Source organism: Flavobacterium sp. GNP002 (genome assembly GCF_054343795.1).
On record NZ_JBTGUW010000001.1, the window covers coordinates 3,422,114 to 3,436,054 of the forward strand.

At 36.1% G+C, this 13,941-nt stretch carries 11 protein-coding genes; 9 read left to right on the plus strand and 2 right to left on the minus strand.

Annotation, left to right across the window (positions count from 1 at the left end; all coding sequences use genetic code 11):
- The first annotated feature begins 28 nt into the window (after positions 1–28).
- From ACXX80_RS14945 to argH, 6 genes are all read left to right on the plus strand, one after another.
- Entirely contained in the window at positions 29–1,225 is a 1,197-nt protein-coding gene (locus ACXX80_RS14945) for a glutamate-5-semialdehyde dehydrogenase (protein WP_458553942.1), read from the plus strand.
- A gap of 186 nt (positions 1,226–1,411) precedes the next feature.
- A complete protein-coding gene (gene proB / locus ACXX80_RS14950; RefSeq protein WP_458553943.1) occupies positions 1,412–2,173 on the plus strand; it encodes a glutamate 5-kinase in 762 nt (253 codons plus the stop codon).
- Positions 2,174–2,242: 69 nt separating this feature from the next.
- Positions 2,243–3,190, plus strand: a complete 948-nt coding sequence (locus tag ACXX80_RS14955) for an N-acetylornithine carbamoyltransferase (protein ID WP_458553944.1) — start codon at positions 2,243–2,245, stop codon at positions 3,188–3,190.
- On the plus strand, positions 3,180–3,965 hold the full coding sequence (gene argB, locus ACXX80_RS14960; protein WP_458553945.1) for an acetylglutamate kinase: 786 nt from the start codon (positions 3,180–3,182) through the stop codon (positions 3,963–3,965). The genes ACXX80_RS14955 and argB overlap by 11 nt, the downstream gene beginning before the upstream one ends.
- Positions 3,962–5,038, plus strand: a complete 1,077-nt coding sequence (locus ACXX80_RS14965; protein WP_458553946.1) for a M20 family metallo-hydrolase — start codon at positions 3,962–3,964, stop codon at positions 5,036–5,038. The genes argB and ACXX80_RS14965 overlap by 4 nt, the downstream gene beginning before the upstream one ends.
- 42 nt (positions 5,039–5,080) lie before the next feature.
- A complete protein-coding gene (argH, locus tag ACXX80_RS14970; RefSeq protein WP_458553947.1) occupies positions 5,081–6,361 on the plus strand; it encodes an argininosuccinate lyase in 1,281 nt (426 codons plus the stop codon).
- Positions 6,362–6,446: 85 nt separating this feature from the next.
- On the opposite strand, the gene ytxJ is transcribed toward argH, so the two are convergent.
- Positions 6,447–6,836, minus strand: a complete 390-nt coding sequence (ytxJ, locus tag ACXX80_RS14975; RefSeq protein ID WP_458553948.1) for a bacillithiol system redox-active protein YtxJ — start codon at positions 6,834–6,836, stop codon at positions 6,447–6,449.
- Between the two features lie 145 nt (positions 6,837–6,981).
- Here ytxJ and clpB point away from each other — a divergent pair, with 145 nt between their 5' ends.
- Positions 6,982–9,588, plus strand: coding sequence for an ATP-dependent chaperone ClpB (gene clpB, locus ACXX80_RS14980; RefSeq protein WP_458553949.1), 2,607 nt, complete (start codon positions 6,982–6,984; stop codon positions 9,586–9,588).
- A gap of 91 nt (positions 9,589–9,679) precedes the next feature.
- Here clpB and ACXX80_RS14985 read toward each other — a convergent pair whose 3' ends face one another.
- Positions 9,680–10,147, minus strand: a complete 468-nt coding sequence (locus ACXX80_RS14985; protein WP_458553950.1) for an OsmC family protein — start codon at positions 10,145–10,147, stop codon at positions 9,680–9,682.
- Between the two features lie 198 nt (positions 10,148–10,345).
- Between ACXX80_RS14985 and ACXX80_RS14990 the strand changes: the two genes are divergently transcribed.
- Together ACXX80_RS14990 and ACXX80_RS14995 are read left to right on the plus strand one after the other, a co-directional pair.
- A complete protein-coding gene (locus ACXX80_RS14990; protein WP_458553951.1) occupies positions 10,346–11,215 on the plus strand; it encodes a DUF808 domain-containing protein in 870 nt (289 codons plus the stop codon).
- A 1,384-nt stretch (positions 11,216–12,599) separates the two neighbouring features.
- Complete coding sequence (locus ACXX80_RS14995) at positions 12,600–13,928, plus strand: T9SS type A sorting domain-containing protein (protein WP_458553952.1); 1,329 nt, start codon at positions 12,600–12,602, stop codon at positions 13,926–13,928.
- Positions 13,929–13,941: the final 13 nt, after the last annotated feature.

The following is a 13,941-nucleotide window of genomic DNA, read 5'->3' on the forward strand; positions in this document are numbered from 1 at the left end:
TTTTTCTAAAATAGCAAACCAAAAACTAATGAACCACTTATTACCAATAGAAAAGCGAAATGCAGTTTTAAGCCATATGGCCGAACTTCTTGAACAAGAAAGAGCCAATCTTAAGACTATAAATCAACAGGATATCAATAACTATTCTGGAGATGACTTGGCCATGGAAAAACGTTTATTGGTTGATGATGCCAAAATTGACGGGATGATTTTATCCCTGCAACAATTAGCAAGTCAAGAAGATCCTATTGGTGTGGAGCGTTTTAATTTCGACCATGAAAACGGAATGAAAATCATCAATAAAACAGCGGCTTTTGGGACCATAATGATTATTTATGAATCCAGACCTGATGTTACCGTTGAAGCTGGCGGAATCGCTTTTAAATCGGGTAATAAAATTTTATTAAAAGGCGGAAAAGAATCTTTACTATCCAATTTAAAAATTGTGGAATTGTGGCATCAGGCTTTATCAGCAAATAATGTTGCGACAGAATGGGTAGAATACTTAAATTACAATCGGGAAGAAACGCAGGCTTTTTTGGAAAAACCAACACAAAAAGTGGATTTAATCGTTCCTCGTGGTGGTGAAAACCTAATTGCTTTTGTAAAAAAACACGCCACTTGCCCGGTAATTATAAGCGGTCGAGGAAATAATTTTGTTTATGTAAATAAGGAAGCCGATTTGAAAAAAGCGCTTGATATTATTATTAACGGAAAGACCTCAAATATATCTGTTTGCAATGCTCTAGATAAAGTATTAATTGATACAAATCTTGAAAATTGGGAAGCTTTTGCAAAGAAAACAATTGCCGAATTACAACAAAGAAACGTAACCGTTTTAGGAGATGAAAGTATTTCAAAAATAGCAAACGTTCCTCAGATTGAATCGGATTTAATTTGGCACGAAGAGTTTCTAGATTATAAAATTGTTATTGGAACAACCAATTCGCATCAAGAAGCAATTGACAAAATAAATAAATATTGTGGCGGACATTCGGCATCCATAATCACAAAAAATGATGCAATTGCCCAGGAATTCATGGAAAACGTGGATACGGCAGCCGTTTATCAAAACGCCTCTACCCGATTTACTGATGGAGGACAATTTGGTTTAGGAGGAGAATTGGCGATAAGCACGGACAAATTACACCAACGTGGACCAATTGGTTTGCAACATTTAGTTACTAATAAGTGGTATATTTACGGAAATGGACAAATCAGATAAATTGAAAATTAAAAGATTGAAAGATTGAAAGATTGAAAGATTGAAATATTAAAAAATTATGAAACGAAATTTTCAAATTATTAAATATTTCAATTATTAAACATAAAAAAACAGCTTTGTGACCTTTGTGTTTTTAAAGCGTTATATATAAAAATACTTTGTGCCCTTTGTGGTTAAATTTTAAAAATGGCTAAAAAAAGAATTTTATTAAAGTTAGGAAGCAACACGTTAACCAAAGAAACAAATCACATTTCGAGAGGAAAGATTGAAGATATTGGGATGCAAATAGCCGCTTTACAAGACGATTACGAGTTCATCATTGTAAGCTCCGGTGCGATCGCCGCAGCCAAACAATTTGTAAAACTGGAAAATCAAGATAAAGATGTTTTTGTAAAACAAGCATTAGCTTCGATTGGTCAGCCCCATTTAATGCGGATTTATCATGAAAATTTCAGCGATTTAGGATTACTGATTTCGCAGTGTTTGCTTTCTTATTCTGATTTCGAGAAAGAACAATCTAAAGTAAATATCGTAAACACCATCAATGTGTTGGTAAAAAACAATTACATTCCAATTATCAATGAAAATGACACGGTGGCTACGGATGAGATTCGGTTTGGTGATAACGATAAATTAGCTGCTTTAACGGCCGTTTTATTAAATGTTGACATTCTTATTATTGCCACTAATACAAACGGGATATACACCAAAGCATCCATTAATGATGCCGTTCCTGAAACGATTTCTCTAGTAACCGATTTAAAAGTATTGGAAAAAGAGATTGGCGATTCTAAATCCTCGCACGGAACTGGCGGAATGCAATCTAAAATAGAAGCCTCGGCGATTGCCAAAAACGCAGCTATCGAAACCTGGATTGTTAACGGATTAGAAGATAATTTTATTTTGAAAGCTTTAAAAAACGAAATACCTTTTACGAAAATTCTATAAAATGTTGATGCGGTTAATCGTTAATTCGGTTAATCGATTAAACAAATAACCGATTAAACAAATTAAGACATGAACTACATCTCCATAAAAAACATAGACTCGCTCGACAAATGGGTGAAACAAGCGCTAAAAATCAAGAAAAAACCCCTTAAAAACAAAAAACTGGGTAAAAACAAAACCATAGGAATGTTGTTTTTTAATTCCAGTTTGAGAACGCGTTTGAGCACGCAAAAAGCGGCTTTGAATTTGGGAATGAACGTCATGGTAATGAATTTTACCAGCGAAGGTTGGACACTTGAATTTGAAGATGGAGCCATCATGAACTCCGGTGCTTCGGAACACATTAAAGAAGCCGCCGCGGTAGTTTCCCAATATTGCGATATTGTTGCTATCAGAGCTTTTGCCGGATTGGTAGACAAACAAAAAGACAATGCGGAAATCGTTCTTATGGGTTTCCTAAAATACGCCACTGTGCCTGTTGTGAATATGGAAAGTGCAACCGGACACCCGTTACAATCGCTGGCCGATGCTATAACTATGGCAGAATACAAAACTAAACACCGACCAAAAGTAGTTTTGACTTGGGCACCACATCCTAAAGCGTTACCTCAAGCGGTTGCTAATTCCTTTGTGGAAATGATGCAGTTACAAGATGCTGATTTTGTTATTACGCATCCTGAGGGCTACGAATTGAATCCTGAAATCACAAAAGATTCCAAGATTGAATACGACCAAGACAAAGCTTTCGAAAATGCTGATTTTATCTACGCCAAAAACTGGAGTAATTACAAGGAATATGGTCAGATTACAAATTCCGACCCAAATTGGACTGTAACTGCCGATAAAATGAAACTGACTAACAATGCTAAATTCATGCACTGCTTACCGGTAAGACGTAATGTAATTGTTACTGATGAAGTGATTGACAGCGAAAATTCAATTGTTATCGAACAAGCCAACAATAGAACGTATTCAGCACAATTAGTGTTACAAAAAATATTGGAAAATGAAAAATAAAAAACCAGTAACGCTAATAAAAATTGGAGGAAACATTATTGATAACCCAACGGAATTATCACAATTTTTATCTGATTTTTCTATGATTGAAGGGTATAAAATACTTGTTCATGGCGGAGGAAAATCAGCTACCAAAATGGCCGAAAGTATAGGTTTAGTACCTCAAATGATTGATGGAAGACGCATCACCGATGCCGCTATGCTTGATGTAGTTGTGATGATTTATGCAGGTCAAATCAATAAAAATATTGTTGCTCAATTGCAAGCAAATTCAACCAATGCAATGGGGTTTTCCGGTGCTGATGGAAATTTAATTCAATCGGATAAAAGAAACCACCCAACCATCAATTATGGTTTTGTGGGCGATGTAAAAAAAGTGAATACACAATTATTGGAAACGTTGCTTTCAAATGGTATCGTTCCTGTTTTTTGTGCGATAACACACGATGGAAAAGGACAATTATTAAACACAAATGCGGATACCATTGCTAGTGAATTAGCCAATGCTTTATCGGAAGTTTTTGATGTTACTTTGAATTATTGCTTCGAAAAACCGGGTGTTTTATATAATGCCGAAGATGATTCTTCCGTAATTGAGAACATAAATCAAGAATTATATTCCAAATTAAAAACCGAAAAAGCGATACATTCCGGTATGATTCCTAAATTAGACAACTGTTTCAACAGCTTATCCAAAGGAGTTCAAAAAATAAAAATTGGTCATCACCGCATGTTGCAAGACAAGACCGCATTGTACACTACAATTACACTATGAAGAGTATAGAAATCCTTACACAAGAAGCCATTGCGCTATTAAAATCGCTGATTGAAACGCCTTCCTTTTCAAGTGAAGAAGACCAAACAGCCCTTTTAATCGAAAATTGGTTTAAACAAAATAACATCCCTTTCGAAAGAGAGAATAATAATATTTGGGCTTTCAATAAACATTTTGATAAGTCCAAACCAACGCTTTTACTGAATTCGCACCACGATACCGTAAAACCAAACCAAGGCTATACCAATGATCCATTTGAAGCCATCGTAAAAGATGGTAAATTATTTGGACTGGGAAGCAATGATGCGGGTGGTTGTTTGGTTTCGCTTTTAGCCACTTTTGTACATTTTTATTCGAATGAAAATCTGCCTTACAATATTGTGATGGTCGCTTCAGCCGAAGAAGAAAGCAGTGGAAAAAATGGATTAAACAGCGTTTTGAAACATTTACCGGAACTGGAATGTGCCATTGTGGGAGAACCAACATTAATGCAATTGGCCGTAGCCGAAAAAGGTTTATTGGTACTCGATGTCATCGTAAAAGGTACCGCCAGTCATGCCGCACACAACAATCCTGACAATCCTATTTACAATGCTATACCCGTTATCGAATGGTTTAACAGCTACCAATTCGAAAAGATATCGGAGGTTTTAGGTCCCGTAAAAATGACCGTAACACAAGTAATAGCTGGAAAACAACACAATGTAGTCCCTGCGGAATGTCATTTGGTTGTCGATATCAGGGTGAATGATTGCTATAACAATCAGGAAATTTTAGATACCGTAAGAAAACATTTAACTGCAGAAATTAATCCGCGTTCCATGCATTTGAACGCGTCATCAATTCCTGTTGCTCACGGATTAGTACAAGCCGGAATCGCATTGGGAAGAACCACTTATGGCTCGCCTACCCTTTCGGATCAATCGGTTTTGAGCTGCCAATCCTTGAAATTAGGACCTGGAGAAACCCTGCGGTCACACTCGGCAGACGAATTTATATTTATAAACGAAATAGAAGAAGGAATTCAATTGTACATTAAAATACTTTCAGACTTCTTTATTCAGACTCCTTAGAAGTCTATAAATCTAACTGTCTAAAAATCTAAAAATCTACTTATGAAACTTTGGGAAAAAGGAATACCAACTGATAAACAAATCGAACATTTCACCGTTGGAAACGACAGAGAACTGGATTTAGTTTTGGCAAAATATGATGCATTAGGTTCTATTGCACATGCAAAAATGCTCGGACAAATCGGTCTTTTAACAGACTCCGAAACCGTTTCTTTGGTTTTGGCTTTGGAAGAAATAATAAAAGATGCTGAAAACGGTAATTTCGAAATCGAAGACAGCTTTGAAGATGTGCATTCCAAAATCGAATATTTACTGACCGTAAAATTGGGTGACGCCGGAAAAAAAATTCATACCGCCCGTTCTCGTAACGACCAAGTTTTAGTAGATGTTAATTTATACCTGAAAGATGTCGTTAAAGAACTGAAAGAGCAAGTAAAAAGCCTTTTTGATTTACTGATGGAATCAGCTGAAAAACACCAAAATGTATTGTTACCTGGTTATACGCATCTACAAATTGCAATGCCGTCTTCTTTTGGAATGTGGTTTTCTGCTTACGCCGAAACTTTGATTGATGATATTACAATGTTGAATGCCGCTTTGAAAATTGTAGACCAAAACCCATTAGGTTCAGCTGCAGGTTACGGAAGCTCGTTTCCTATCAACAGAACATTCACCACACAGGAATTAGGTTTTGAAACATTAAAATTCAATTCGGTTGCCGCTCAAATGAGCCGTGGAAAATCAGAAAAAATAGTTGCTTTTGCTATGAGTAGCGTGGCTGCAACTTTGGCGAAATTCTCGATGGATGTTTGTTTGTACATGAGTCAGAATTTTGATTTTATCACTTTACCTTCACATCTTACAACTGGTTCGAGCATTATGCCGCACAAGAAAAACCCGGATGTATTTGAATTGATTCGTGGGAAATGCAACAAAATTCAAGCGTTACCTTATGAAATCACTTTAATTACAAACAACCTTCCAAGTGGTTACCACAGGGATTTACAATTATTGAAAGAAGGATTGTTTCCAGCGATTCAAAACCTGAAAGCCTGTTTGGATATCGCAATTTTTGCAATTAAAGACATTAAAGTAAAAGACAATATTCTTGCGGATCCAAAATACAACTATTTATTTACGGTTGATACCTTAAACGAAATGGTAGTTGCTGGAATGCCTTTTAGAGACGCCTATAAAGCGGTTGCAGAACAATTGGAAAATGGTACTTTTCAATCTCCAAAAGAAACTAAACATACACACGAAGGAAGCATTAACAACCTTTGTTTGGATGCCATAAAAAAGAAAATGGACGATTCTTATTAATTCAAAACCGAAATAATTATTACAAAAAAAATCCATTCGCTTCAACGAATGGATTTTTTTTATATTTTAAAAACAATACTATTTGCTAGACTTTCGTCCCCAATTCTTCCGCATCAATATCACTGTGCGAAACGTTATAAACAGCTTTTCCTTCTTTGATCAAAATCAATTGTGGCGATTGATGCGTCACTCCAAAACGATTCGCTATTTCATTAGAAATATCGCGATGTGCTATTAAATCTAAAAAATAAGGCGTAACTTTATCTGAGCTATTAAACTCATTTTCAAACTGTTTCAGCGCCATCCTACTTACGCTGCAACGTGTACTGTGTTTGAAAATGGCAACCGGTTTTTGATTTGAAATCTCGATAATATCATTTAGTTGCCCTAAATCGATTAGTTCATTCCAGTTGATCTTGTTTTCGTTTGAATCTTTTTCTTCTGAACTGTTGAACATATTTTTAAAAAAACTCATAATTGTCTTGTTTTAAGACATTTTGACTTTAAAACATGATGAAAATCATGAAATTTCTGTCAATTTGTCTGTATTATTGTATTGGAATATATATTGAATATTGATTCGCAAAGTTAGTCAAATAACCACAAAACAATATAACATCATGAACATAAATAAATTTACTATCAAATCCCAGGAAGCCATTCAGCTTTCGCAACAATTGGCGCAAAGCCAAGGACAGCAACAAATAGAAAACGAACATATTTTCAAGGCTATTTTTGAAGTCGATGAAAATGTGGCACCTTTTATTTTGAAAAAATTGAACGTAAATGTGCCATTGTTTCTTCAAATATTGGATAGCACAATTCAGAGTTTCCCGAAAGTTTCCGGTGGCGAAATAATGCTTTCCCGAACCGCAAACACGACGCTAAACGAAGCCGAAATTATCGCTAAAAAAATGAATGACGAATTCGTTTCTGTGGAGCATTTGATTTTGGCCATTTTTGATTCTAAAACCAAAGCAGCCCAAATATTAAAAGATCAGGGCGTAACCGGAAAAGGCCTGAAAGCCGCAATAGAAGAATTGCGAAAAGGCGAAAGAGTAACTTCGGCATCTGCTGAAGAGACCTATAATTCATTAAATAAATACGCCAAAAACCTCAACGAACTGGCTCGATCCGGAAAACTCGATCCTGTTATTGGTCGTGATGAGGAAATTCGCAGAGTGTTGCAAATTTTAACCCGAAGAACTAAAAATAACCCAATGCTCGTGGGAGAACCCGGAGTTGGGAAAACTGCCATTGCCGAAGGATTGGCACACCGAATTGTTGATGGAGATGTTCCTGAAAACCTGAAAGATAAAATCGTATATTCTCTTGATATGGGAGCACTTATTGCCGGTGCCAAATACAAAGGAGAATTTGAAGAGCGCTTGAAATCCGTGGTAAAAGAAGTGACTTCTGCCGAAGGGGATATTGTTTTATTCATTGACGAAATTCACACACTTGTGGGTGCAGGAGGTGGCGAAGGCGCTATGGATGCTGCAAACATCTTGAAACCTGCCTTAGCTCGTGGAGAACTGCGCGCTATTGGTGCAACCACATTAGACGAATATCAAAAATATTTTGAAAAAGACAAAGCACTAGAAAGACGTTTCCAAAAAATAATGATTGAAGAACCGGATACCGAAAGTGCCATTTCGATTTTACGTGGTATCAAGGAAAAATACGAAACACACCATAAAGTTCAGATAAAAGATGATGCTATTATTGCGGCCGTAGAATTATCGCAACGCTACATTACGAATCGTTTTCTTCCGGACAAAGCCATTGATTTAATGGACGAGGCAGCATCAAAAATACGCATGGAAATCAATTCAAAACCAGAAGAACTGGATGTTTTGGATCGAAAAGTAATGCAATTGGAGATCGAAATTGAAGCCATTAAAAGAGAAAAAGACGAAAGCAAACTCAAAGTTTTAGGAATGGATTTAGCCAACCTAAAAGAAGATCGAAACGAAATATACGCCAAATGGAAATCAGAGAAAGATGTAGTCGATAACATTCAAGCAGTAAAAACGGAGATTGAGGATTTTAAATATGAAGCAGAACGCGCGGAACGTGATGGTGATTATGGAAAAGTAGCCGAAATTCGTTATGGGAAAATCAAAGAAGCCCAAGAAAGATTGGATGCATTTCAAAAACAATTGGCCGAAGATCAAACTGAAGGCACTTCCCTTATAAAAGAAGAAGTGACCCGCGAAGATATTGCGGAAGTCGTGGCTAAATGGACCGGAATTCCAGTTATGAAAATGCTTCAAGGCGAAAGAGAAAAACTGCTCAAACTAGAAGATGAATTGCATCAAAGAGTCGTAGGACAGGAAGAAGCCATTCAAGCCGTGAGTGATGCCGTGCGCAGAAGCCGCGCGGGATTACAGGACATGAAAAAACCGGTGGGAACGTTTCTTTTTCTTGGAACTACAGGAGTTGGTAAAACCGAATTAGCAAAAGCCTTAGCCGAATATTTATTTGACGATGAAAATGCAATGACGCGTATCGATATGAGCGAATACCAAGAACGCCACAGCGTAAGCCGCTTAGTGGGTGCGCCTCCGGGATATGTAGGTTATGATGAAGGCGGACAATTGACCGAAGCCGTTCGTAGAAAACCGTATTCTGTAATTTTATTGGATGAAATTGAAAAAGCACATCCGGACACGTTTAATATCTTGTTACAAGTTTTGGATGAAGGACGTCTGACAGATAACAAAGGACGTTTAGCTGATTTTAAAAATACGATTATCATCATGACTTCGAATATGGGAAGCCAAATTATTCAAGATAAATTCGAAAACCTAAAAGGAAGTGTCGAAGCCGCAACCGAAGCTGCAAAAGTAGAAGTGCTAGGCTTATTGAAACAAACGGTGCGTCCGGAATTCATTAACCGTATTGACGAAATTGTGATGTTTACACCATTAACCAATGAAAATATTACAAAAATCGTTGGTTTACAACTGAAAAGCGTGACAAAAATGTTAGCGCTTCAAGGCATCACTATGGACGCCACTCCTGAAGCGGTCGCCTATTTAGCTGACAAAGGATATGATCCGCAATTTGGAGCCAGACCGGTAAAACGTGTGATTCAAAGAGACGTACTCAATGAATTATCTAAAGAAATTCTTTCTGGAAAAATAACTACAGACAGCATAGTTCTAATCGATGCGTTTGATGGAAAATTGGTTTTTAGAAATCAAACCGAGTTAGTTTCTTAAGAATCTAGAAACATTTAAAATTATGAAAACATCAGTCGAAAGGCTGGTGTTTTTTTATGCTATTCTGTTTTTATGGAGTAAACCGGCTGATTTAATTGCTATTTTTAATTTCACAAGTTGGAAAATGCAGAATTGGAAAATTACAAGAATTCGCTATAAAACAGAGTTGGTTTGCTTTTTTATGCAAGCTAAGTGCCTCCTCTATTTTATCTTTGTTAGCAATACAAACTTTAGGATTTAATTTAATCGCAATAAAACGTCCGCTTCCGTCTTCCAAAACCTCCAGAGTTGCCTCCGCTTCGTCTGTATAAGAAACCACGTCGATACCATTTTGTTTACAAACATATAAGTACGACATCATGTGACAGGAAACCACACTACTCAATAACAGGTCTTCAGGATTGTACAAAGCGGGATCTCCTTTGAAGGCTTTAGCAGCCGAAACATGCAGAACAGCCTTGCCGTCAATCGCTATGGTATGACTTTTAGTATAAGTCACCGATTCCTTTTTAGAAAAAAACCAATCTAATTTGGCTTTAAATACATGTTTGAACCCCATAATTTTTTTTATTTCAAAAGTAAATAAAAACGAGACTACTAATGCAGAAAGATTTTGGGTGAATATTAACTAAAAATTCACCCATTTTATAAATAGAGTAAATAAAAAAAGTTTTAGCTTCGCAGGAATAAACAAAACACGCAGTTTAAATTTTGGCAAAGCAATACCAAAATCAATGCAGTTTCTAAAACAATCAAAATGGCATCAGGTTTTTTCGCACTATTAGATGATATCGCAGCAATTATGGATGATGCTGCCGTAATGAGTAAATTTGCAGCCAAAAAAACGGCTGGTATTTTAGGTGATGATTTGGCAGTAAATGCCGAAAAAGCTTCCGGATTTGTTTCATCGCGAGAGCTTCCCGTATTATGGGCAATTGCAAAAGGTTCTCTGCTCAATAAGGTAATCATTTTACCCATCGCCTTTCTGCTGAGTGCATTTTTACCGGTAGCAGTTATCATAATCTTAGTGCTTGGAGGACTTTATTTAGCCTACGAAGGTGCCGAAAAAATATACGAATACTTCTTTCCGCACGAACATGCAAAGCACGAAATTTCGTTGGAACCAATGACCGAAGAACAAATTTTAGCCTTTGAAAAAGAAAAAATAAAATCAGCCATCGTAACTGATTTTATTCTATCAGTAGAAATCGTAATTATTGCATTGGGAACCGTAATTGGTAAACCTATTTTATCACAAATTATGGTTGTTTCAATCATTGCAATAATAGCAACCGTAGGTGTTTATGGGATTGTAGCCCTAATTGTACGTATGGACGAAGCAGGTTTAAAACTGATAAGCATGAGCACCAGAGAGCGTAGCTTCTCAAAGACTATCGGAAATATTCTGGTACAAGCCTTGCCAAAAGTCATCAAGAGTTTATCCTTTATAGGTACCATCGCCTTACTGTTAGTAGCAGGCGGCATATTTGTACACAACATCGGTTTTTTACATGGCGTATTACCCCAATTACCTTCCATCCTAACTGAATTTTTATTAGGACTTGTATTTGGTGGAATTGTTTTGGGAATGGTTACGCTGTTCAAAAAGATCATTGGCAAAAAGTAAGCAACAGTTGAATACACTTTAGCCGCATAAATAATTAAAAAACAAGGAGAACATCAGTCGAAAGGCTGGTGTTTTTTCATGTCTTTTTTTAGGAGCAGAACATTTCTAATTTTTCAACACGAGTTGTCCCGCTGTCCGCAGTATCCACGCCCAAAAGCGTGGGATACTTGCTCCCATCGGGGCTAAATTAGAACTTTTTGATTTCCTAAATTCTATAAAAAAAAGCACTTTAAAAATCTAAAAAATAGTGCAATACCTATTCACACACGTATCAAAAACATCTATCAAATAAAAAGCTATTATACTAATTTGTAAGAAAATTTTAATATATTTGAAAATCAATAATAAGAAACAAACCTTCGCCAATCTACCCATAATTGGGTGTATAAACGAAAGTTTGTTTCGCCTATATACAAGTTAGTGTTCAGTTGACGAGAAACGAGGAGAAAACTAGATTTAAAGATTTGGCTTTTGAAATGCAGAAACTGAAAAAGCAATCGTGAAAATTGGGTCGAAATTGGCGAAATTCGATTTTTTGATGTTTAAGATTGAAAAGCGTAAATCCGCAAAATAAATATTGGAATCTGACAATTGAAACTTAAAAATCTGAGTTTCTAATTGGAACTTGAAAAGCAGAAACGTGAATATTGGAATTTATAATTAGAATGTAAATATTCGAGATTTTACGAGGAAAAAGCAAAACTGAAACTTAAATTCTCGAGTTTTCTAATTGAAGCGAAACAATCGTTTTGATTGTGAAATTGAAACGAAAAAAGGGAATGAAATTTAGCCGAGATTTGGGCAAGAATTAAGTTTTAAATCTGCCAAGATAAGGCTGAGAATCGATTAATAATTAGGAATATCGGCAAGCAACAACCGAAACACTAACAGCCACTACAACGGATTTGGGCATTGGGCTTAATGGAAAGATGGTTTTGTATTTGGAATGATTTGGCAAATCCGAAGAATAGGCTTAATTTAGTCCCAAACCCGCTGTAGTGCCAGAACGTTACCAGATACCTTTGAGCAACTTTACCTGAAAAAAAGACTTGGAAAACTTTGATTTATTCAAGAAAATGTAAGGACGGTTAGAATCTAACATTCGCTAAAAAGTAAAATGTAGCGGGGAAGATTAGCCGAACAGATACCCGAAAATGATAGTAGGCAAACAAAAGAAAACAATTTAATGAAAAAAATTTTAATGTTATGTTTTAGTGTATTTTGCACTAATTTTATTTGGTCTCAAACAATTTCTATTAATAGCCCTACAAGTGTAGAGGTTGGTATTAATAACAGTTTTTCATTTAAATTTACTCCACCATCTAGTTCTCTCTATGGCAACTACAATATAAGTCATTGGGAGATAACATCTTCAAATTCAAATATGAATAATAGTGGTAATTCTTATTACAATGTATATTTATCATCAGGTGTACCAATAAATACCGCTCAATTCTCAACAATTTCAATTCCGATAAAATGGGAAGATAATTCAAACAACACAACAGACAAACTTCGAATTAAAGTTACATATTCATTACAACAGACTGCTCCTGGTGTAGGCTTTGGGAATTGGAGTCAAGCAGTAACAGCGGAGTACAATATTACAAAAAGCGATGGAACTTATTATCCGTATTATGATATTACGATTTTCAGGGTTTTACCACCAACAATTTCCTCCCCAACAATTTTAAATTGTTCTACGAATAATGTTCAAATCTGTGCTAGCAATTATGGTAGTGCCAATTCTTTTGCTTGGAGCATCACTGGTGGTAGCATAGCTTCAGGGCAAGGTTCTAGTTGTATTACTGTAACTCCAAGTGCAAATGATAATGTAACAACAACTTGCCTTGCCAAAAGACTTAGTGGACTACCTACTTATACAGCTACTACTACAGCTACCATCACAAGAACTCCCAGAAGTATTGCTTATGTTATTGCCGACACGAAAAATTGGTTAGGTATAGGTGCTGGTAGAAGCCTTTCTATAGTATCGCAAAGCGGAATATCTTCAATAAATTGGATTGCACCAGGTTGCACTATTACTGGTCAAGGAACCTTAAATGCAACTATAACCCCAACATCTTTGATTACCTCTGGAACCTTAATAAATGTTTACGCCAGCGTTACTTTTACAGGAGGCTGTATCTTCAATTCACCAATAAATGCGTATACTGTTTTCAGTAATGCAGCCCCCCCTATTCCCAACGGATACATCACATCAACTCCCGATGGAGGAGATGTATGTACTGCGTCAAGTTTTTTTCTGGATTATATTGGTACAAATACCGCTTATTGGCCAATGTCGATTACTCCAAGAGTTATTTTTGCGACAGGTGTAAAACCAATAGTAAAAAATGTACAGGTATGCTTTACCAATCCTTTTACAGGAGTCAAGACTTGTAAAAACTATGGTGTCTTAACTCCTGCTCCATGTACAAGCGCAAGAGTAGCTTCAAGTCAAGTAATCACTCCAAAAATAACAATAGCCCCAAACCCAACAACTGGAAGTATCAATGTTATGCTTCCCGAAACACTTTCTGGAAACTATCAAGTTTTTGATCAAAACAATATTTTAGTTCAAGAAGCAAAATTTGATAACCAAACAGAATTGCAGATAGAATTAGCAAACAAGCTAAAATCTGGAATTTATATTTTAAAAGTAATAACAGAAACTAACACTTTTACAGACAAAATAATTTTAAATAAATAAAATAATTTCAAAA

Bases quoted from the DNA above. Each gene is read 5' to 3' on its own strand.
- ACXX80_RS14945 (WP_458553942.1), top strand. From the start codon at position 29: ATGAACCACTTATTACCAATAGAAAAGCGAAATGCAGTTTTAAGCCAT.
- ytxJ (WP_458553948.1), bottom strand. From the start codon at position 6,836: ATGAGTTTTTTTAAAAATATGTTCAACAGTTCAGAAGAAAAAGATTCA.
- ACXX80_RS14955 (WP_458553944.1), top strand. From the start codon at position 2,243: ATGAACTACATCTCCATAAAAAACATAGACTCGCTCGACAAATGGGTG.
- argB (WP_458553945.1), top strand. From the start codon at position 3,180: ATGAAAAATAAAAAACCAGTAACGCTAATAAAAATTGGAGGAAACATT.
- ACXX80_RS14995 (WP_458553952.1), top strand. From the start codon at position 12,600: ATGAATAATAGTGGTAATTCTTATTACAATGTATATTTATCATCAGGT.
- argH (WP_458553947.1), top strand. From the start codon at position 5,081: ATGAAACTTTGGGAAAAAGGAATACCAACTGATAAACAAATCGAACAT.
- ACXX80_RS14965 (WP_458553946.1), top strand. From the start codon at position 3,962: ATGAAGAGTATAGAAATCCTTACACAAGAAGCCATTGCGCTATTAAAA.
- ACXX80_RS14985 (WP_458553950.1), bottom strand. From the start codon at position 10,147: ATGGGGTTCAAACATGTATTTAAAGCCAAATTAGATTGGTTTTTTTCT.
- ACXX80_RS14990 (WP_458553951.1), top strand. From the start codon at position 10,346: ATGGCATCAGGTTTTTTCGCACTATTAGATGATATCGCAGCAATTATG.
- proB (WP_458553943.1), top strand. From the start codon at position 1,412: ATGGCTAAAAAAAGAATTTTATTAAAGTTAGGAAGCAACACGTTAACC.
- clpB (WP_458553949.1), top strand. From the start codon at position 6,982: ATGAACATAAATAAATTTACTATCAAATCCCAGGAAGCCATTCAGCTT.